The organism is Epilithonimonas sp. JDS (assembly GCF_021261315.1).
Classification (GTDB): Bacteria; Bacteroidota; Bacteroidia; order Flavobacteriales; family Weeksellaceae; genus Epilithonimonas.
Map to the genome: position 1 here is coordinate 380,105 of NZ_JAJSAX010000001.1, position 22,438 is coordinate 402,542.

A 22,438-nucleotide genomic window follows, 5' to 3' on the forward strand; every position below is an offset into this window, starting at 1 on the left:
TGCAAATATAAACAAACTTATTTATCTAACGATTCATATATGGAATTATTGCTTTTAAATTCTTTTACTATGGATTTTAGTACTCTTACTATTTCCTGCTTCTCTTCTTTTCTGGAAAAATCGATAACGAGTTCGGTTAATTCATCTATCTCTCCAAACTGCATAGACGGGTCTTTGGAGATCATAATCTTCTCGTGAGAAGTTGGAAGCGTACGGGCGTTATCACTCAATAATTCTTCGTAAAGTTTTTCTCCCGGCCTTAGACCTGTATAGATAATTTTGATATCAATATCCGGCTCAAAACCTGATAATTTGATCATTCTCTTCGCCAAATCGATGATTTTCACAGGCTCTCCCATGTCGAAGACATAGATCTCTCCTCCACCGCCCATTGTTCCGGCATTTAGTACCAATTCACACGCTTCTGCGATGGTCATGAAATATCTTACAATATCGGGATGCGTAATGGTAACAGGCCCACCTTTTTCAATCTGTTTTCTGAAGTGTGGAATTACAGAACCGTTAGAACCTAAAACGTTTCCGAAACGGGTTGTTATAAATTTGGTTTTATTACCTTCAAGATTTTGTAGAGATTGTACAAATAGCTCGGCCACCCTTTTGGATGCACCCATCACATTTGTTGGATTCACTGCTTTATCAGTAGAAACCATTACAAATCTATTGACTTCATATTTGCTTGCCAAAAGAGCCAGATTCTTCGTCCCCATCACATTTACAAGTACTGCTTCGTGCGGATTTTCTTCCACGAGTGGTACGTGTTTGTAAGCGGCAGCGTGGTAGACCATAGAAAAATTATACTTTCTAAAGATAGGCTCCAAACGGTTGAGATTTGAAATATCTGCCAGAACAAATTTGAAATTGATATGAGGATAAGTTTCCTTCATTTCCAGCTCTGTATCGTAAAGTGGCGTCTCAGACTGATCCAGAACGATAATCTGCATTGGCTCCAGAAGCGCAACCTGTCTTACAATCTCTCTACCGATAGAACCAGCGCCGCCAGTCACTAAAATTGTTTTCTGGAAATGTCTTTTTCTTACTTCAACATTATCAAGTTTGATCTGTCTTCTGTTGAGAAGATCCTCAATCTGAATTGTTTTGATTTGATTGATAATCTCTTTGCTCCGCAGTTTTTGCATATTTGGAGCTTTGTAGATCTTCAGATTGTTCTCAAGGAAAAGATTAACCCAAAAATCCAGTTCTTCTTTTTGCAAAGCCTCTTTAATAACCAAAACGCCACTTACTTCTTCGATTCCGTTTTCGAGATTATTGATGAATTTGGCTTTGGTAATAATAGGTCTGTCTAATAGTTTGATACTTACTTTTTTGTTGTTGTAAGATATAAAACCGCGGATATCAAAAGGTAAGTTGGGATTAGACAGGATAACCTGAGCAATAGCAACCGAGGTGTCATCATCTCCAAGAATAAAGATTTTTTTCCGGCTGCCACTTCTTTTATTCTCTTTTATTATATTAAAAAAACCTTTGACACACAGCCTGAATACGAACAAAAACAAACACGAAATAGCAAAATATAAACCCAGAAACGGTATAAGTACTACTTTTTCATTAGAACTCAGAAAGTAAGAATAATTAATAATAATGATCGTTAAAACACCACAAAGATTCGCTAAAAAAATCTTGAAAAGATCAACAAAAGTGGAATGTCGGATAACGCCCAAATAGGTTTTGAATATATACATATACAAAACATTGATCGTTAAAATAAAAAGAAAAACGTAAGGCAACGGGAATACCTTATAATGATTCACTTCCAAACCTAGTATCAGCATATGTGATACAAAAAGAGATGTTGCTATGATTAATAAATCAATAAATAATATAACCCATCTTGGCAAGAATTTGAGGTCTGCAAGATCCAATACATTATCATTCAGTGAAAATCGCTTTGGATTTTTAAGCTTCTCCATTTTTTGGTGGCTATTTTAAAATTGAAAATTACTAATTACTTCATAAATTCTTTTTTTATCATCATTGGTTAGGTTGGAACCAGAGGGCAGACACAAGCCCTGGTTGAATAATTCTTCTGCCACATTTTCCCCGTAGTACGGACAATCTTTGAAAACTGGCTGAAGGTGCATTGGCTTCCACAATGGCCGCGTTTCTATATTTTTTTCGGCAAAAGCATTCATTAAATCATGATTTGTTTTTGAAGTCAAATCTTTGTTGATGGTAATGCTTGTAAGCCAATGGTTGGAGTAAAAATCGGAATCGGCTTCCGAGAAAACATCTACAGCTTCTGTCTCAGAAAATAATTCCTTGTAGAAATCGTGATTGGCTCTTCTCTGATTGATCCTGTCATTCAAAACTTCCATCTGACCTCTTCCAATTCCGGCGCAGATATTACTCAATCTGTAATTGTATCCCACTTCGGAATGCTGATAATGTGGTGCCTGATCTCGGGCCTGGGTTGAGAGAAAAATTGTTTTGGTTTTTTGCTCTTTTGTACTGGTTACCAAAGCGCCGCCACCTGACGTGGTAATAATTTTGTTACCATTGAAAGACAATAATGCAAACTCACCGAATGTACCGCATTTTCTGCCTTTATATGTTGAGCCCAAAGACTCCGCACTGTCTTCTACCAATGGAATCTCGTATCTGTTACAAACTTCCAGAATTTCGTCCATCAATGCCGGCATGCCGTACAGATGAACTACAATTACCGCTTTTGGTTTTTTGTGATTTTTGATTCTGTCCTGGATTGCAAGTTCCAAAAACTCGGGAGACATATTCCAGTTAGTTTTGTCAGAGTCTACAAATACAGGTGTTGCACCAAGATATTTGATTGGATTTGCTGATGCAGAAAATGTAAAAGACTGGCAGATTACTTCATCTCCGTAGCCAACACCTAATTGTATCAAAGCCAAATGTAATGCTGCAGTTCCCGAACTGAGTGCAGATGCAAATTTATTTTCTTGAAGGAAATCTTCTATTGCTATTTCGAATTCATCCACATTTTTACCTAAAGGTGCTACCCAGTTGTGATCAAATGCTTCTTGAATATATTTCATTTCTCCGCCGCCCATATGTGGTGACGATAGCCATATTTTAGCCTCCATTATTTTATTATTATTTACTGAATATCAATTATTTTAACATTATTACAATAATTAACTCCCATTATCATTAAATTAATATTTAAAATCAATTTTATTTTTTTGATTTAAATATCACAAATGACCCGTTATATTATAAGATTTTGCAAAGTTAATTAATTATGTATAAACTAATTCTGTTTAACTGTTTTTTCTATTATCTATTTTGAATCTAGATTATTAGTGATTTTCTATAGTCTTGATAACTCTCGCAGGATTGCCAGCCACGACGGCATAATCCGGAACATCCTTCACAACCACAGCTCCGGCTCCTACCACAGACCATTTTCCAATTGTAATATTTTGCTTGATACAGGCTCCGATACCAATTTGGGCTCCTTCTGATACTTTTATGTTTCCCGCCAAAGCAGCCTGAGGAGAGATATGAACATAGTCACTAATTTCACAATCGTGATCTATGCTCGCAGATGTATTGATGATACAGTGATTACCAATTTTGCAGGATGAATTGATTACAACACCACCCATTACAGCATTCCCTTTGCCTAATTCTATATTTCTAGAAACAATTGCTCTCGGATGGATCAGATTAAAAAATTCTGCTTGGGAGTTTTCTGCATTTTTCTTTCTGCTGAGATTACTTCCAAGGGCGAAAAAAAGTTTTTCATTTTTAGGAAAATCAGAAAGGTGATGAGAAACCGGATATTTCAAAATCTCTTTAACCTCAACATTTTGATCATAAACGCCAGCCACTTCGTAGCCTGATAATTCCGCTATCTCTATTACAACTTTCGCATGACCTCCGGCTCCGGCTATATAAATCTTATTATTCATTTCCTTTAAAACTTTCTGTAGTTGCCTGTCCGGCGGTGTTGATACCTTCAGATTTAATCACTTTTTTCACGGTTAGCAAAAGAATCTTCACATCCAGCAAAAAAGTCAAATGATCCACGTACCAAACATCGTATTCGAATTTCTTTTCCCAGCTGATGGTATTTCTGCCATTGACCTGCGCCCAGCCTGTGATGCCCGGTTTAATAATGTGTCTTCTTTTCTGTTCTGAGTTATACAAAGCCAGATAACTTACCAAAAGTGGTCTTGGTCCGATGAAACTCATATCGCCTTTCAAAACATTAAACAGCTGTGGCAGCTCATCCAAAGAAGTCTTCCTAACAAACTTCCCCATTTTGGTCAGTCGGAATTCATCCGGCAAAAGATTACCTGATTCATCCTTCTGATCTGTCATCGTTTTGAATTTTACAATCCTGAAAACTCTTTCATCTTTCCCCGGTCTTTCCTGAAAAAAGAAGACATTTTTCTGATTGAAAAAATACAGCAGTATGATTAGAAGTATAAATACCGGAGAGAGAACTAAGATCAAAGCTAATGAGAGCAAAAAATCGAATAAGGGTTTAATGATATTTCTGTACATAATGACAAAACAAATCCGAAATTCTAGAATTTCGGATTTGATATTTAAATATTAATCTTTTTGTTTTTAGCTTGATAATAAATCATCAGAAATATACCTAGTATTACGAGATAAGGAATATAGTCATTGATTGGAACTGGCTCACCTGGGTTACCAGGTCCTTCTTCATGCTCTCCAGGTCCAGGAACACCAACTGCTGCAGATGGCTGGCTTTCTCCCTCGGGTGCAAAACTGTTCGGATTTGCCTCAGCCTGCGTTGCAGAATTGATATTTGGTGACTGTTGCTGACCAGAAGTTGACTGTTGTTGTTCAAAGACATTATCTGTAAACTGAGCAAAAGACATAACACTAAAGGTTACATACAATAAGGTGAAGTACTTTCTCATTGGTAGTTTAATACTAAACATAATTTTCAAGCGGTAAAGATATAAAAATTTAATAAATTTTTTATATCCTTATATTAAATTAAATTAACGATCCTTTTTTTTAACACTATTTGATAATTTTCTTGGTTCTGATATTACCTGCATTATCTGCTTTAATAATATAGACACCGGAAACGATGGTTCTTGCATCCAGACGCAACTCTTTCTGAGATGTACTTTTGGAGACAATCAGCTTACCACTTGCATCGTATAATTCTACGTTACCCAAAATCTTAGAAGATTTGACGACGAAATATTCTCCATCTCTGTAAACCAAGAACTCTGATTTTTTCAGATCATCTGATGCCAGAACTTCTTTGTTTTTATAAACAATTTCGAAGCGCGTTTCATCTGTTCCTTTATTAGCTGTAAAGATATAATCCTGAGACGTAAGATCTGTGTACAAATTGTTAAGTTTATCAAAAAGATAGATTTTTTGATTGGTATCAAATATACCTTCTTTACTTCCTAAGCTAATTTTGTAATTGCCAGTAACAGAGTATTTATTCCCCAATGGAATCACATCTTCCAAGTTCAGAGGATTGCTTCTTGCCTGGATCTGCAACTTCTGAGTATTCAATTTGGAATAGAAAGAATCATCTCCTAATGATAAAATATCTGCATCATAATTAGCATCGTAATTATTGGTTGCACCATCTACGTGACCGATAAGAATTGTATTGACGATATTATCAGGCGTGGTCAACATTACCCAATATCTGTTCACATCAGAGGTTCCTTTATTATTATAGAACACACCAGCTTCACCAGTTCTTATGGTATTATCATAAGTCAGAGTTTGATTGGTTCCAATATTCTTAGCCTGAACGATGAATGCCTGCCCCACTTTGATATTTTTTGTAGGAATATAAGCACCCGTTGATGGAGACGGCGTTACTGTTGTCGTTGGAGGCGTTCCACCCAAAAGTGTAATAGTAGCATAGTTGTTTCCAGCATAAGCCGATCCATCTTGTTTCACGACAGGTGTTACATTGCTCCAGAACCAAGCTTTTGCATTAATAATATTACTGTTGTTACCTAAGAAGAAGAATTTCACAAAATCCATATTAGAAGGATAAGGGTTTCCTATCAGGTTGTAGCCGTGTTCTACAATTCCACCAGTCCCTGTGTTAGGCGATTTCTTGATATTAATTGAATAGCTACCGTTATTTGGCGTTCCTACAAATTTTAGATTCGTATCTGAAGTTAGTACAGCAGGATCATATGTAGATTTACCACGTATTGCGTAGCCTTTTGCATCTATAAACTTAGCATCTGGAGTTGCATAGAATCTATCATCTGACTCATTGTATTGGAAAATTCTGTTATTTGGTGAACCTTCTGAGAAACCACCTGTACTGTTTGCGGCATTTACATTTGCAGTGTTCAGCAAAGGCTGATCTTTAACAGGCGAGCTCCAGTAAGTATAATCCAGTCTACGCATTTTCACATCACGTTTCGCCAGCATTTTTCCTGTATTAGGAATTGTTGAATTCACCTGAAGAAGGTTCGCATCACTTTCCAAGACAAGGTTATCATTAGTTGCATTGTTTGTGATATCAATCGCATCAGTCACCGTCAAAGAGTTACCTGCAGTGATAGTTGTTTTACCAGTAGCAGCGATTGTCAAAGATTTTGCCTCTGCATTACTGTTAATAACAACAGTTTGAGTAGCAGGAATGCTTGCACATTTTCCATTATCCGGAACTTGAGCCGGGAACCAGTTTGCTGCTGTATTCCAATCTGTTCCAGGTCCTCTGAATTCTTTTTTGAGTCTTTCAACAGAGGCTGTATTTATAATTTTATCACAAGTTCCTACTGTCGCTTTTAACTGATAACTTGTTGCGATGGTCGGCGCAGCATAAACAGTAGTTGCATTGGCAGCTGCTACATAAGGAATCGTGAGCGCTGCATCTGTATACAAACCGGTTGATGGCGTCCATGTAATTTTTGGTGTAACATTAATTTTTACATTATCGATGATCCAACCGTAATAATCCACAACATTATCGTAGGCTAATCTGAATCTAATTTTAAAATTAGTATTACCCATAAAACTAGCCAGATTAATCGTTTCTGATCTAAACATTGCGCTTGCAGGCGCGGTACCTGGAGTAGAAGTACTTGTTGTGAACTGAGTATTCCATTGCGAATAACTAGATTTATCGAAAGAAACAACACCATTTTTCAATGTAGCAGTACCTACATAACTAGACGTTGGAAACGTTGTCCAGTTTGTCCCACCATTGGTTGAATATTCAACATACCCGTAGTCAAAACCTGCTTCGGATGCACAGATATGATCAAACGTCAATTGTGCGGATGCGTATTGAGACAAGTCTATAGAATTGGTTAAAACAATTCTCGTGTTTCCAGCAGCATTATCCACCACTCCTGCACCTTCCAAACTAATAGCTTGAGTGCCTTCCGTAAAATATGGTTCGGTGTAAAATGAACCACTACCAGTTGCGTTAAGCGAGAAATAATCTGAAACTGCAGTTTCAAAGCCTTCTTTTATTAAAGAAACAGCCGTATTTCCTGTAACATCCAGCTTAACATAATCCAAAGCACAAGCAACATCGGTTGCACCCGCCGGTGATGAAACAATGGTCGGTTCAAGAACAATATTTGCCGGCGCCACCAAAATCGCAGCAACCACAGAAGAACGCAGACCAGATTCACAAGTACCGTTAAAGACAGAAACATAATAAGTCGTTGTTTCAGAAATGCTTGGAGTAGACCAGTTTCCTATAGGTGTTGTCGCTAGCGGCGTACCTCCGGTAGATGCCGAATACCAACGGTACTCGGTAGTTCCAGCAGATCCTACCGCACTTAAGTTCACAGAACCAGTACCACAATTTGAGCCATTGGTAACTGAGGTGATAGAAACTGCACAGGATTTTTTCACTTCAACATTATCAATAGCTGCGGCAGTATTGTAATTATCAAAATTATCATTATTCCATTCAAACACCAATCGCATTGTTTGTCCAGCAAATGAACTGACATCTACGTTCGTGTTAAACTTGGTAGCAAAAGTCGGTTGCTGGTTCATATTGTCGTTAAGAAGAACTCTTCCTGCACCAGCGGTGATTTGAGTTCCAGCTACTGGTGTAAATGATGCAGGTACCAACCATACTTTGAAATAATCATAGTAAGTAGCACCTATATTTTCTCCCACTGCTCTCCAATCATAGTTAATATCTACTAATGTAGTTCCAGACGTAATTGCAATATCACGATACGCCTGCACTACGGATGTTGTACTTATATAATTATTATTTGTTCCTGTCGCTGTACTTGAAATGTAAAGACTTTTGGTTCCACCATTATTGACAGCATTTCCTACAAACCATTTATTTGTCTGTGTTCCATTCACAAGCGTCCAGTTATTTGCGCCTTCAAATCCATCCGCATAATCTAGAACCGCAGCTATGTGAGCTGTTGTAAAAGTACCAACAGTGCTCCATGCGCTTACATCTGCTCCGCAACCTTTTGTTCTCACCCATACATAATATAGTGTTGATGGATTTAGAGCTGTCAAATTAGCAGTTGTCACACCAGCTGCTGTAGTTCCTGATGGTGTAGTAGATGTAATTGGTGCAGTAGACGAATTAGAATAGTAATAATCATAACCTTTGATCGCACCAGATGTTGGCGCAGTCCAATTAATAGTAGCGGAAGCATCAGTAATGGATGCCGCAGCTGTTAGCGTCGGTACATTTACCACTACCGTTGCATCTCCCAAATCAAGGAATAGATCAGCAGTTTTATCATTTCCTAAAGCACTGTATTGATTTCTAAATATTAAGTTGATTCCCTGAACCGTAGTACCTGCCGGAATACAGAAGTAATCTGCAAACTTAATAGTAGCTTTATATACATTTGGAGATGTAGACTGTCTTGTAAATTCTACCAATGTTGCCGTATTGTTTGCATCCTGAGCTGTTGTCCCAATATATTGAAATTGTGATGTAGGGCTTACCTGGACACCGGCATACATCCAGATACTAGTCTGACCATCTGTATAGAAATTATTGACGCCATCAAAATCTTTTAAATAAACATCAATTGTGTTGTTTACAGTATTGTTTGGCGAAACAGCATCTGTATATACTGTATAATCAGGTGTCGCGACAACTGTAAATTTATAATCTTCAGCCTCAGAACGAGTTATTGATGAATTACAAGGATCTACAACATTACCATTGGAAAGGTACATAGTTCTCACTCTCATTCTATAGTCTCCCACTGCAGTACCTGCCGGGACAGTAATAGAACCACTACCAGATGTAACATATGATGCTAAACCATATACTCTTTCCGAAGATTCGAAAACCAAATTATTGTTCCAGTCTATCCAAATTGCTGTTCCAGCACTACCGCCAGTCGAAGTAAATGAAAAATCCACAGTACCTGCCGCATACATCTCTACTTTTTGGGTAGCATAGTTATCCTGATAACCTCCTGTAGTATATGTTGAAGTATTGCTTATATTGGAAGTGTAGCCTTTAGTAGTCGTAAAATTTGAGATATAATTTGTCGTATTGGTACTTGACGGTCTGCAATATCCATAGTAGAAACTTCCTCCACTTGCCCAAGTACTTTTATCTACACCATTGCAGTTAGAACGCACCCACCAGTAGTAAGTATTTCCCTCAACCAAACCAGTAGTTATGCTAGCAGTTGTAATTCCTGCACCTACTGAACCTGTAATTGTAGAACCAGCAGTTGGAGCCGTATTGGTTGTAGAAAGATAATATTCGTAACCGTTTGTAGGCGCAGCAGATGGTGCTGTCCAATTGATATTGGCATTGTTTACAGCAACCATTGCAGATGAAAACGGTGCAACTGGAACTTGACAGGTTGGTGTAAGTTCCAGCCTAAAATCATCCACCCCTAAATTCCACGGAGTACCTGTAGAACTTACACTTACTGCAAAAGTGTAGTTGGCAGCAGATGCAGGCGTGTAGCTATAAGTATATTTTACATAACCTGATGTAGTTTGAGTTGCACTTACAAAAGTAGCTAATTCGGTGGCACCAGTTAAAATTTGAGAATTGTTAACTAACAATTTTCCTGTCCACCCAGTATTTGTCGTTCCTGTACCAGTGTTATAATAAAAACTAATATCATATGAAGTTCCTGCTGACAATGCAAATGCAGGAGTCCATAATTGACTTGCTAAACTATTACTATATTGAATAGACATATAATTTGGTGTAGATCTCGGATCATTATATGTATCCGTAGCCGCATTTGCAGAAACCCACGCCTTTGTACCAGTTACATTACTCCAACAAGTGGGGGCTACTCCAGAACCGATAGTAGACATACTATCAAAATTCTCAGTCCAAGGGAAAGAAGAAATTGCATTACAAGAAGTAAGAACTGTCTGTGTCGCACTATTAACACTTGTACAAGACGTTGCGCCAGTTGCTCTCACTCTATAGTAATAGGATGTAGCGGGATTCAATCCCGTTACTGCTTGTGATGTTCCTGTAACAGCTAAACCATTGTAACCCGATACGAATGAAGCAAACGTAGAAACAGTAGAAACATCCAACAGATAGCCTGTCGCACCAGTTACCGCTGCCCAGTTAGCCGTGAATCCTGAACTTGTGACTGCAGTTCCTGCACTGGAGGTCGGGGTTGCAAGACAAGTGGTAGCAGAACCTGTAACTCCCGTCGAATACCAAGGCGCACCTGCACAGGAATTGGTACTGCTTCGTGAAAACACAAAATAGTTATGCTGTGTATTTGGCGTTCCGCCTACCAAATCATAAGATGTCACCGTTCCGTTACTAACTACACATTTATATGTTTTTCCACCAATGACGTAATCTGTGCCGGTAACATAAGTAGTTCCTGATGACAATGTAGGAATATCTGTGGTTGTGGTTGAAAGAAAAACCATGTAACCAGTAGGAACTGGTGAAGCAGCAGTAAAGCCAACCGTCAGTGTTGTAGCTGTTACGTTGGAAATTACGACGTTACTTGGTGCATTTGGAATAGAACAAGCTGTTGTGAATGTGCCGGAAGCGCTCCACGCACTTTTATCAGTTCCGTTACAATTTGATCTAACCCAATAGTAATAAGTCGTTGCAGGTAATAATGACGACAACCCTGCTGTTGTAACGCCCGCTGCAGTTGAACCACTAGGCGTTTGCGAAGAAGTTGGTGTAGTACTACTTGTACTGTAATAATATTCGTAACCACTTGCAGGCGCTGTACTTGGGGCAGTCCAGCTTATAGTGGCAGAATTAGTTGTTAACAGTGAAGATGTAAGTGCCGTAGGAACCCCTGAACAAGTTGGTGGAGACCATATAAATGTTAATCCTGAGGCTGGAACACTAGTAGAATTTAAAGTAATTGTAGCAGTATTTGACGATCCTGAAACGGTTCCTGCCCAAGTAGATCCTGACCTGTTATTGAAAATAGAATTAGTTGCACCACGCAAACCCACCTGAGGATAAGTAGTGTTACTTGATGTAGTTGTATTAGTTCCATAAACAACACGAACCACATTTGTTGTTTGGGTTAGTCGTATCTGAAAATTCAATCCACTATTAATACCATAATTATTATAAACAGCCCAATTCTGAAATTGGACCACAAAGTCCGATCCTACTGTCGAATAACTTATAGTACCTCCCGCTGTCAAAGATGCAGCTGCATTACTTGCTGTTGCATTTGCGCTTAACGTAATCGTTGTGCCAGAAATCGCTGTAATATAAGTATTTGCAGGAATACCAGTACCTGTCAAAGGCTCACCTACCTGCAATGCAGCTGCAGTTGCAGTACTACTAACAGTTATTGAGTTACTTCCAGAAGCAATTGAAGCAGTAACTGCAAAATTGTTATTTACCAAATCCCTTCCAATTGCAGCGACTACTGCATTCCCTGTTGCAGTAGAAATTGGAGTTGTAGCACTTGCTGTAGGAGTTCCAAAAGATAAAAAACCATTTGAGTTCACATATACAGTTGTACTCGCACTTTGGGTTGTTGTGCCCAAAGTAAAGCTAAAGGGAAGGGTAGCACTATAATTTACATCGTCTGCACCACTAGTTCCAACACCGGTATTCCTTACCAGTGTTGTTGCTGTGGTAGGATTTAAAGGTGTATACGTTTCGCTACTTTGAGTGAAATTATATAGGCTAACTTGTCCATTTAATCCTAAAGAAGTTGAGAAAGCAACCAGAAGGAAAACAAAAAACTTGAAATTTGCAAAATAAAATGCATTCCTCGTTTGGGAAGATAATAAATTTTTAATCATATCTTAAGTGTTTATATATAATACTTGTACAATCTGTGTCAGATCATAAATAGCCTGCAAAATTATAATAATTTTTGAATTATTTTCATAAAATTAATATTTATTTACAAATATTAATAACAAAATTAGAATATAGCACAAAAAAATCTAAACCGATGTTTAAATTAAGAATAGTATAACTGCAATCCTATAAAGATCAAACAAATCAACAAATAAATAGTAAAATACCTGCCTTATTGACTTAACAATTGTTAATATATTACAACATATAGAATTAAAACCTTTTATTATTAATGTAAAAATTTAACCTGTTGATAAGCTTTAAAAGTCGAAGTGGAATACCATTAGATCAACATTTAAACAATTACATGATCGATTCTAAAATGCTGAATAGGCGCATAAAAAACCGCTTCGTAACATATACGAAGCGGTGTTATAAAAAGTTTTAGAACTTTAAAATTATTTGATCACTTTCTTGGTTTTAAGATCTCCAGAGTTCTCAGCTTTGATGATATAAACTCCATTTGTCAAAGAAGAAGCATCTATCCTAACTGTGTTTTCTTTCGTTGAAGAAGTTATCAACATTCTACCTGAGGTGTCATAAATTTCTATTTTACCAAGAGACTTAGAAGATTTTACAACGTAGGATTCTCCATCTCTGTAAACTGTGAAATCAGATTTTGCGTTACTGTCTGTTCCAAGAACTGCATTGTCTTTATAAACAATTTCGAAACGGCTGTCGTCTGATCCTTTGACCGCAGAGAAAGTATAATCCTGGCTTGTAAGATCAGTGTAAGAATTAGTCAGTTTATCTTTCAAATAGATTTTCTGATTTTCAAAAATCCCTTCCTTGTTTCCAAGGCTGAGCTTGTAAGTTCCATTTGCAGCATATTTGGTTCCAACAGGAACTTTGTCTTCATTCGAGAAGTCCGCTTTACCTTGGATAGCCAATTTCTTGGTTCCTAAAATAGAATAGAAAGAATCCGAACCTATAACAAATAATTCAGCGTCAAAATCGATTTCAAAACCATTAGTAGCACCCGGAATGTAACCTACCAATAATGTATTGGTAATGCTTGCAGGCGATGTCATTCTAATCCAAAAACGGTTTTTCTCAGCTTTTTTAGCATTGTAGAAATGTGCATTTGCATCATACCCGACTCTCATTGTATTATCAAATGACAGCGCACTTCCCGCTCCTAACTTTTTAGACTTGATGATGAAGCCCTGCCCTACTTTCACAATTCCATTAGGTGTAGGACTTGCAGCACCAGAAGGCTGATGCGGATCTACTTCTACCGCTGGTGTTCCACCAGTCATATTGTAGATTGCATAATTGTTCCCGCTATAATTAGAGCCAGACTGCTGCTGGGTTGCTGTAATATCATTATTGGTCCAGAAATACGCTGTTCCGTAGATCTTACTGCTGTTGGCAGCGTAGAGCGCGTCAAAATTCAGATTAGATGGATAAGGATTTCCAACCAAATTATAACCTTTTGTACAGTCAGCTTCCAAAACAGAACCTCCACAAGAGTTCTTCAAGATTTGAGACGAAATCGGCCCATTGTTAATTTTTCCATTGAAAACAAAAGTATCAGCACTTGCTGGAACTTCTGATCCTGTCCCACCCGTTGGAGTGTAACTGTTTTTACCTTTGATAGCATAGCCTCGTGCACTATCAAATACTGAACTTGCTCCTAGTGTAATTTCGCCACTTACCGCTGTCACGAATGTATCAGAGGATTCTTTGTAAACGAAAAATCTGTTCCAAGGTGTTCCTGTACCACTTCCAGCCGCCTGATTGTAACCGTTTGAGAAACTGTAAAGATTCTGATTGCTTACCGGAGAACTCCAGAAAGTGTAACCTTTTGTAGGAAGTTTTGCCGTACGTTTTACAGTAGCTGTGAAATTTGAGTTATTATCGGCCCCTGTGTTTTTCTGCACAAGACCAGCATCACTTTCTATTGTAATTTTGTTATCGGAAGGAAGAATAATATTCCCGTTCACAATAACATCTTTTGTCGCTTGAACATCCAGAGATCCTGTACTCGTGATTTCCAGATCTTTTGTTTCAAAATTAGTAGCAATATTATAAGCGCCTGTCAATTTTGAATCAAGTGTTGCGGTTGGACCAACATTATCGTTGCTCCAAGCTGTTCCGTCCCAGACAACGGTGTTGTTGGTGGTGACAGCAACTTCGGTAGAATTCGCAGATTCACAAGCAGCAGTTGTTGCTCTTACAACGTAGTAATATTGGGTGTTTGGCTGTAAACCTGTTACATTGTAAGATGTTACATTTCCAACATTTTCATTTTGCAATATGTAATTATTAGCAATGGCATTAAAAGTGTGACTTCCTAAATTTGAAACCACATCAACATTATACTGAGTCCATTGTGTCGCTAAAGTAGGAAAACCACTAGCTGGATTTGCATTAACACCGGATGCAATGTTAGAATTACGAACTAAAGTTTTGTCAGCAGTTGAAAATCCCGTTGCAGTCCAAGCTGTTCCAGGATCTTCTCCTATTTTTCCAAAAATATCTACGGAAGAGTTTGAAGAAATTTTGTATAATTCTACTGCATCATTACCATTAAAATTTACCGCGGCATTGTTAACTGCTGTTCCTGAGTAAGTGGTAGCAGCTGAGTTTTTATAAACTACTACAGCATTATTAGCTAACGTTCCTGACAAAGTGACATCAGTAGATATAGTACTTCCATTCGCATATAAACGTAATTTGTAATTACTTAGGTTAACAGAAATTCCAGTACCATTAAATATCTCAAGATATCTATTGTTAGATGTACCTTCAACATATTCAGATATTAACAGATCTGTAGCAGTACCCGTAACTTTTTTGTAAACATCCAATTTATAGCCGGTTGCTCCTGCAACTGCACTCCAATTGGCTGTGAATGTTGATGCAGTAATGCCTGTACCTGCTGTTGCAGTTGTAACTGGAATTACACCTTTACCAGTAACTGCAACATTTGCAGTAGTCGCTCCACCACCTGCAGCTGTAATGTTTCCATTAAAATCTCCACAAGTAGAAGGATTTAGTTTTGTATAGATTGTAGTTTCTGCAAGCGTTGATGCCGTAAAAGGCAAGCTCACTGAAGATGCCCAAGCTGTTGTTCCATCCAAGGATAATTGATAACCTGCAAGGGCAGTTAAATCTATATTTCCTGTAGAGGCTGTAAGAAGACTTGCTTTTACTGTAAATGTTTTCACAACAGAATCTGTCGTTATGGCAACATCTCCAAAATCCAGCGTCGAAGGATTTACAGTAATCGTTGGTACCGTGGTTACTGATGTAGTAAAAGATCCATCTCCAGTGGCACTTCCATTATTATATACTCTGTAAATGTATGAAGTATTAGCAGCTAATTCTATGGTAATACTTTCTGTTGCACTATTCGTATCTGCACAAGCAATGTTGGTTCCATTACAAGAACCACTTCGAAGATCAATAACGTGATCGCCGATAGTCCCTTTGACTACTTCAATTTTGTAATAACCAGCGGCAACTGTAGTAAATTTATACCAAACATCACGTGATGTTGTAGATGTTTTAACATTACAAGTAATAGGAAGTAAACTAGAACTTGCACCAACAGTACTTCCAGAAATCGCTGTTGCATTTATTGTTATATTTTTTGCGCCAACACAGTCATCGTTACCAACCATCACTGCATCGTCATTACCAACAACAATTGCATTAGTTCCTGTAGCTGATAACGACACACCTGTCGCCTGCGTATTGTATTGTAAAAGATTGACATCATAAATCTGATACGGTGCAGCATTTTGAGAAACACCCATATCACCGGTTGTTGAACCAGTATTAACCATAGTAGAACCTTGGTTGCCAGATTGCCACTCCGTATAAATATTCGCTGTTACATTACTGCTTGTTGTAATTTTCCATTGAGTAAGTACCACTTTTGTCCAATCTACAATACTTGGTGTAATACTAGAATTGCTTGAAATAGCTGCTACATTCATTCCAATGTTAGCACCCGCAGAAAGATTACTTATCTTAACTGGAGCATATCTGCTACCCGCAGAAGTTCCTAACGGAAAAATATATTCTTTACCCGTGGTCAAATTTTGGCGAATCAACTGTCCTGCACTACTAGCTTGCACATAAGAGGAGCTATTAGATGTAATAACAGAGGATTCATTCGGCATTGTCAAATTAAAACCAGTAAGGCTTATACTTTTGTTTGTAAGAGTAAGATCTTTATTTACGACAATATTTGCAGAAAGCTGAAGATAATTCGATCCAGATTGATTAATAATTAGATAATCAAAAATTGTCGCACTATTAATCCTTTGTGGATTAACAATAGAACCATCTCCATTAAAGATAACCGCTCTGTTACTCGGTGTGAAAGTACCGTTATTGGTAAAACTTCCTCCTAGCGCAAGATCTGCACCAAGAGTTCCGCTCAAAATTAAACTACTTCCCGAACCAATCGTAAGATTCCCAGCCATTCCTCTAGCTGAAGTCGGCATATTAACAGAAGCACTGGTCAATATTACGTTTTGTGGAACTCCAGCTCCTGCGGTTGCAGCATTTCCCGTCCACTCGTTATTCACGCCGTAAGATGTCACACCATTATATTCTAATGTAGAAGCACTCGTATAGATCGGTGAATTATTAGAAACAAAACCTCCTGCTGCAACTCTCAAAGTTCCTGAAATGGTTGTAAGATTGCTTCCGAAATCAATTCCGTTATTTAATATTGTTGTTACGCTTGAAGGAATGGAAAGCGTTCCCCCAGTAATTGTTTTTGTCCCATTGGTGATGTTGAATGTCGCACCGGAAGTTGAAGAATTTAAAACTTGTCCTGCTACAACTTTTACGTTACCAGCCGAGCCAGAAAGTGTCAGTGATTTTCCATTAAGATTAATTGTACCAGCCAATAACTGAAGCACATCTCCCGAACTTCCTTTAACTGTGACATTGTTAGCAAATTGCAGCAATCCTGCGCCATTATGAACTAAATAATCAAAAGTTTCGCCCGCCGTATTCGTAATCACCTGTGTCCCGGACGCAGCATTGAAGAAAACAGCTTTGGTATTTGGATTAAAAGTTCCTCCCGTGTTTGTCCAGTTACCTGCAAGATAGAAATCACCTCCTAGGTTAAGCGTTCCGGTATTTACAAAATTAGTGGCCAGTGTGGAAGTACCGTTAGAATTAAATGTACCTGAATTTGTCACAACACCTGTAAAGTTGGCTGCGGCATTATTTGTAAGAGTTCCAGCGTTTATAGTTGTTCCTTTTACATTCAAAACATCGCCGGCAGTCAATGTTGAACCAGAAGTAATAGTAAGATTTCCAGCCATTCCTCTGGCAGCTCCAGCAGGATAAGTCACAGTCGCATTACCCTGAATTGTTACGTGATTTGGTATTCCGGCTCCGACAGTCGTTCCGGTTGTAGTCCACTCTGTTCCTACACCGTAAGTTGTATTATATAGTAATGTTGATGATGTCCCATAAACAGGGGCATTTGTTGAAACATATCCACCAGCGTTAAGTTGTAAAGTTCCGTTGACAGTTATAGCATTAACAGCATTTAATTGACCATTTAATGTCAAAGTTCCAGTAACTATTCCAACTGGCGTATCAAGCTTTGCACCAGAACCTGTGTTAACCGTTACGTTAAAAGGCGGATTGGCAGTCGGCCAAAATGCATTACCGGATCCTACGCCATAAACGCTTCCACTATTAAAAATTAAACCACTTCCGGTTGCTGCATAAGTAAATGCAGAACCTCCGGCATAACCACCATTATTTAATTGGAAAGATCCGTTGATTGTGGTTGTTCCATTATTAGTATAAGTTAAATTCGTTGCTAAAGTTCCGTTAACTGTAGTGATTGTCCCACTATTACGTGTAGAATAAGTAGCATTATCCATCGTAACGGTATGTCCAGCGGCAATTACCACATTTTGGGAAGATGTCGGTACTACACCTCCTACCCAAGTTGCAGTATCTGACCAGTTTCCAGTCTGAAATGAAGTTATACCGGCGGTTCCTGTAACTTTAAAGTCATCAACCAACCAACGCTCAGCTGTTGCATTATTTGTTAAAGTTATTCTGAATCTTAAGTTTGTTGTGGAAGGAAGAGATGTTACTTTGACTGTACCAGTTGCAGTTGCAGCAATTGTCACTGGAGTTGCGTCTCCGTCGTATGCTGTACTAGAAGTTGTTGCTGCACTGAATGGCCAGAAGCTATTTCCACTACCAGTTACAACATATGTGCTATACCAATTCGCACCTCCATTAGGACTTACTTCAATAGTAACAGTATCGGTAGTGTCAGCACCATTACCGGTTGAACCTATTGAGAATGATGCTAGCTTAAACTGCATTTCAACGGCTGTGTAACCGGAAGTATTGATATCGCTGGTGGTCATACTTGCAGTTGCTACTGAAGCAGATGTTGCATTAAGACCGTAGCTGTGGGTTCCTTCTGATGCAAAGGGAGATGAAGCAGGTCTGTCTCCTGCAGCAGAAGTTCCTGAGTAATACAAACCACCCGATAATGAGAACAGACTAGTTGAATTATTCAAACCATCTGAAGCAATTGTAGTCTGCCCCCAAACACTCCCGCTCCACAAAAAAAGAAGGATTGGCAGCAAAAAGTTTCTTGTAAAACGATGTAGAGATCGTCCGTGCGTGGATAAACTTTTTCTCATATTTATGTTTTTTTCTTATTATTTTATACTTTTAAAAAAGGATTGCAAATGTAAACAGAATATTAAAACCTACAATCAATTAGTAAAAATTTAACATTAAAACAAACGATCATTTAATTAAATCCATAATTTAATATAACGATCTGCATATTTATAATTATGATCCACAAAGGTTTAAATCAAAAAAAACACCTCAAAATAGAGATGCTTAGTTTAAAATATTCAAAAATATATTTTAACATATTCTGATTATCATTATTTATTTAATAATTTTTTTCGTTCGGACATCTCCAGCATTTTCGACTTTTAGAATAAAGACACCGGTTGATAATTCCGAATCGGCAATTCTGAACGTCTGATCATTGGTAAAGTAAGTTTTCAGCAATTGTCCCGACATATTATATAGTTCTATTTTGCCTAATTTTTTGGCGGAAGTGATTACAAAATTATCGTGATCTCTATAGATTTGGAAATCCGAAATTCTAATTTCATTGTTGCCCAAAACAGCATTGTCTTTATAAACAATCTCGAATCGGTTTTCATCCAGACTTTTGCTTGCTGAAAAAGTGTAATTACCGTTTTGCAGATTAATATAAACATTGGTTTGCTTGTCCAACAAATAGATCGATTGTCCATTATCGAAAATTCCCATCTTATCCTTCAGTGTAAAAGTATAAGTTCCATCTTTGAAGTACTGAACGCCTAATTTCACTCTGTCGTTTTGCAATTGACCTGAGTTTCTGCCTTGAATACTTAGTTTTTTAAAATCATTGTTCGCCAAAGTATATAAAGTATCAGAACCCAATGATGATAGTTCAGAATCAAAATTATCCAGATTATTCACCGCATTTTCATTATAAACAATAGCAGTAGTGTTTGTAATATTTGCCGGCGAAATGAGCTGCAACCAGAATACATCTTTCTCCTGATTTTGCTTGGCAAAGAAAACACCTGTTTCCGAAGTCCTCATATTATTTTTAAAAGTGACCGCTGGATTTGCAACGCCGCTTTTTGCTTGAACAATAAAACCTTGTCCGATCACAATTTTTCCGTTTGGAACTTTGCTGGCGTCATTCTGCGTTCCGGTGCCCGAATTACCAACGCCGGAATAAATATTATAAGTCGCAAAATTGTTCGTACTATAAGTAGTATATCCCGACCCCATCTGAGTTACCGCCGAATTCCCTGTATTATCCCAAAACCAAAGTGTATTTTCTATCTGATCCTGATTTTGAAAATGAAAACTGACCGCATCCAAATTAGATGGATATGGATTTCCTATCAGGTTATAACGTTGTCCTCCTGAATTAAGATTCACCGTTACATCGCCATTATTCGGAATTCCGAAAAAAGCAGCTTTGGAATTTCCTGCAGATTCGCCTTTGATGGAGTATCCAATTCCGGGTGCAAAAGTTCCTGAGTTGACCGTTGTGTAGTAATCCGTCAAAGTGTTGTAAGTAAAAACCCTTTTCGGGGTCACTGTATTTCCGGATTGATACATAGTGTACAGATCTTGTCCTGCAACAGGTGAACTCCAGAAGTTGTATTGTGCAGCCGCCACCGCAGCGTCCCTCTCGACAAGGATTTTTCCGGAATTTGAAACTGGCGCATTATTCTGAATTAAGTTTCCGCCACTTTTGACAGTTACAGTCTTCGTGAGGGAATTACCATTGTTATTTACCAGTTCATTGCTTAACGTTACAGATTGTCCTGATGGAATATTGAGTCCTACTTCATTATTGACTGTTAATTTTTTTGCAGAAAATGACGGTGGCGACGTGGCATCTCCGGCGATTACTGCAGGACTTGTAATTGTTGGTCCCGTTACATTATTCCAAGCAGAGCCAGTCCAGGTGACTGTTTGGTCGTTCATTAATTTCAAACTAAAATAAGTCGTCCCATTCCAGATGCCGCCGCTTTCGTTTGCTGTTGTTCCATCAATTCCGCCGTAGACGTAGGCGCCGCTGCCTTTCTGAAATCGGGAAGCTACATAATAAGTTCCTGCTGGCAGATCTTTACCAAAATCCTTCACCCAATATTCATCATTAAAATCTTCTCTGTACGACTGGAAAGGATTGTAAACAGCCGGAATCCACTGTGTAGGTGCCCAGGTGTTTGGATTGGTATTGGTCAAACTGTAGCCAATCCACGCATTTACATTGGGTGCCTGACCAAGTCCCGGTGTAGAACCATCAATATAAACCTGCGCAAACACATCCACACCAATTCCTTCGTAAAGATTCTGATCTGTTTTTGGAAATTGGATATTTGCCCAGTTGGCAACATTGGAATTATTAACAACTACTGTTGAAAGTACACTCACAACTTTGTCACAAGCTCCAGCGCCGGTCGTGGCAATGGCATAATAATAATTTGTCCCAGGTGTATTAAAATCATCGGAAGGTCCCGTTGGTGGAGAATATGTGGATGAAGTCGCGCCGGCAATCAATGTTCCGGTTGTATTATTGGCTACCACATTTCTGTACCATTGATAAGATGTCGCACCCGGAACTGAAACCGAAAGATTGGTTGCAGCTGCATACAAATCAACAGTTTGATTTGCAGGCGTGATAGAAGTTGAAGGATAATTATAAGTGATAGCAGTTGGCGTTGCCGGAATTGAATTGACGCGCGCCAAAGTTTTTGTATTTGCTGAGGGAATCGGCGAAAAACTCAGTCCGTCATTCAGCAAATTGACGCTCACCGTTTTGCCTGGTGAACAACTATTCAAATTTTCTAGAACTACATAAACTCTCAGACCGCCGGCGGGAATATCAATATTAAGCGCATCGTGTCCGTATTCATTATTGGAAGTGGAGTTTCCGCCGTATTCGCCATAAAGTATAGCACTGCTCTCACTTCCGTTAAAAGTTTCCGATCCTGTGGCTGCTTCATAATAGATTTTGAAACCATCATTCGGAATGTCTGTAGCCTCCGCAAAAGTTCCATTGTTTTTAATCCAGAATCTCTGCAGTTTTCTGTCGGACAAAGATCCGAAATCAATCTTAGCGGACATTACCACATTTTTATTTCCAACTACAATATTGGAAGACAGATCAGAATTCCGGCTTGTGAGTTCAAAAATGTAATGCTGCTTCTCGTTGAAACCTGGAATGTCCGGATTTCCGCCATAAGAATTGCCACCACCGCAAAAATCTGCATGAACAGAAGTGTAAGCAATACTACCCGGAGACATTGCAGAAGCAAAAAGATAATTATTGGTATTCTGATTCACATTGGCGCCGCCGCATGAATTGAGAGGCGTTCCGTAAGTTCTCACGCTGGCAGATCCAGTCCAGGTTCTTGCAAAAAGCTGGTAGATATTTGTGTAAGATCCGGAATTGAGCCGAATGTAAGTTGTAGCATTTTTATCTAAGTAGCCATATTTGCCGAGTCCTTCGGTGTCTGCAATATATGGTTGCCCAAAGATGCTGATTACTCCAAACAGGAATAACCAGGAGAAAAAAATTTTCATCAGGTTTTGTATTTTTAAGGTCTG

At 38.4% G+C, this 22,438-nt stretch carries 8 protein-coding genes; all 8 read right to left on the reverse strand.

Features of this window, described 5'->3' with window-relative positions:
• Positions 1-17: 17 nt before the first annotated feature.
• The 8 genes from LUD75_RS01905 to LUD75_RS01940 all read right to left on the reverse strand — a co-directional run bounded on the left by LUD75_RS01905 (position 18) and on the right by LUD75_RS01940 (position 22,414).
• A complete protein-coding gene (locus LUD75_RS01905; RefSeq protein WP_232704031.1) occupies positions 18-1,949 on the reverse strand; it encodes a nucleoside-diphosphate sugar epimerase/dehydratase in 1,932 nt (643 codons plus the stop codon).
• A gap of 15 nt (positions 1,950-1,964) precedes the next feature.
• Positions 1,965-3,098 (reverse strand): aminotransferase class I/II-fold pyridoxal phosphate-dependent enzyme, encoded by a 1,134-nt coding sequence (locus LUD75_RS01910; protein ID WP_232704032.1) that lies wholly within the window; start codon positions 3,096-3,098, stop codon positions 1,965-1,967.
• A gap of 216 nt (positions 3,099-3,314) precedes the next feature.
• Positions 3,315-3,929 carry an acetyltransferase gene (locus tag LUD75_RS01915; RefSeq protein ID WP_232704033.1) on the reverse strand — a complete coding sequence of 205 codons (615 nt, stop codon included), beginning with the start codon at positions 3,927-3,929 and terminating at the stop codon, positions 3,315-3,317.
• Positions 3,922-4,527 carry a sugar transferase gene (locus tag LUD75_RS01920; RefSeq protein WP_232704034.1) on the reverse strand — a complete coding sequence of 202 codons (606 nt, stop codon included), beginning with the start codon at positions 4,525-4,527 and terminating at the stop codon, positions 3,922-3,924. Before LUD75_RS01920 ends, LUD75_RS01915 begins: the two co-directional genes overlap by 8 nt.
• A 44-nt stretch (positions 4,528-4,571) precedes the next feature.
• Entirely contained in the window at positions 4,572-4,913 is a 342-nt protein-coding gene (locus LUD75_RS01925; protein ID WP_232704035.1) for a hypothetical protein, read from the reverse strand.
• A gap of 106 nt (positions 4,914-5,019) precedes the next feature.
• Positions 5,020-12,228 (reverse strand): fibronectin type III domain-containing protein, encoded by a 7,209-nt coding sequence (locus LUD75_RS01930; RefSeq protein WP_232704036.1) that lies wholly within the window; start codon positions 12,226-12,228, stop codon positions 5,020-5,022.
• 459 nt (positions 12,229-12,687) lie between these two features.
• Positions 12,688-18,939: a lamin tail domain-containing protein gene (locus LUD75_RS01935; protein WP_232704037.1), complete on the reverse strand. Its 6,252-nt coding sequence runs from the start codon at positions 18,937-18,939 to the stop codon at positions 12,688-12,690.
• Between the two features lie 259 nt (positions 18,940-19,198).
• Positions 19,199-22,414 carry a T9SS type A sorting domain-containing protein gene (locus LUD75_RS01940; RefSeq protein ID WP_232704038.1) on the reverse strand — a complete coding sequence of 1,072 codons (3,216 nt, stop codon included), beginning with the start codon at positions 22,412-22,414 and terminating at the stop codon, positions 19,199-19,201.
• Positions 22,415-22,438: the final 24 nt, after the last annotated feature.

Bases quoted from the DNA above. Each gene is read 5' to 3' on its own strand.
- LUD75_RS01905 (WP_232704031.1), bottom strand. From the start codon at position 1,949: ATGGAGAAGCTTAAAAATCCAAAGCGATTTTCACTGAATGATAATGTA.
- LUD75_RS01915 (WP_232704033.1), bottom strand. From the start codon at position 3,929: ATGAATAATAAGATTTATATAGCCGGAGCCGGAGGTCATGCGAAAGTT.
- LUD75_RS01910 (WP_232704032.1), bottom strand. From the start codon at position 3,098: ATGGAGGCTAAAATATGGCTATCGTCACCACATATGGGCGGCGGAGAA.
- LUD75_RS01935 (WP_232704037.1), bottom strand. From the start codon at position 18,939: ATGAGAAAAAGTTTATCCACGCACGGACGATCTCTACATCGTTTTACA.
- LUD75_RS01940 (WP_232704038.1), bottom strand. From the start codon at position 22,414: ATGAAAATTTTTTTCTCCTGGTTATTCCTGTTTGGAGTAATCAGCATC.
- LUD75_RS01920 (WP_232704034.1), bottom strand. From the start codon at position 4,527: ATGTACAGAAATATCATTAAACCCTTATTCGATTTTTTGCTCTCATTA.
- LUD75_RS01930 (WP_232704036.1), bottom strand. From the start codon at position 12,228: ATGATTAAAAATTTATTATCTTCCCAAACGAGGAATGCATTTTATTTT.
- LUD75_RS01925 (WP_232704035.1), bottom strand. From the start codon at position 4,913: ATGAGAAAGTACTTCACCTTATTGTATGTAACCTTTAGTGTTATGTCT.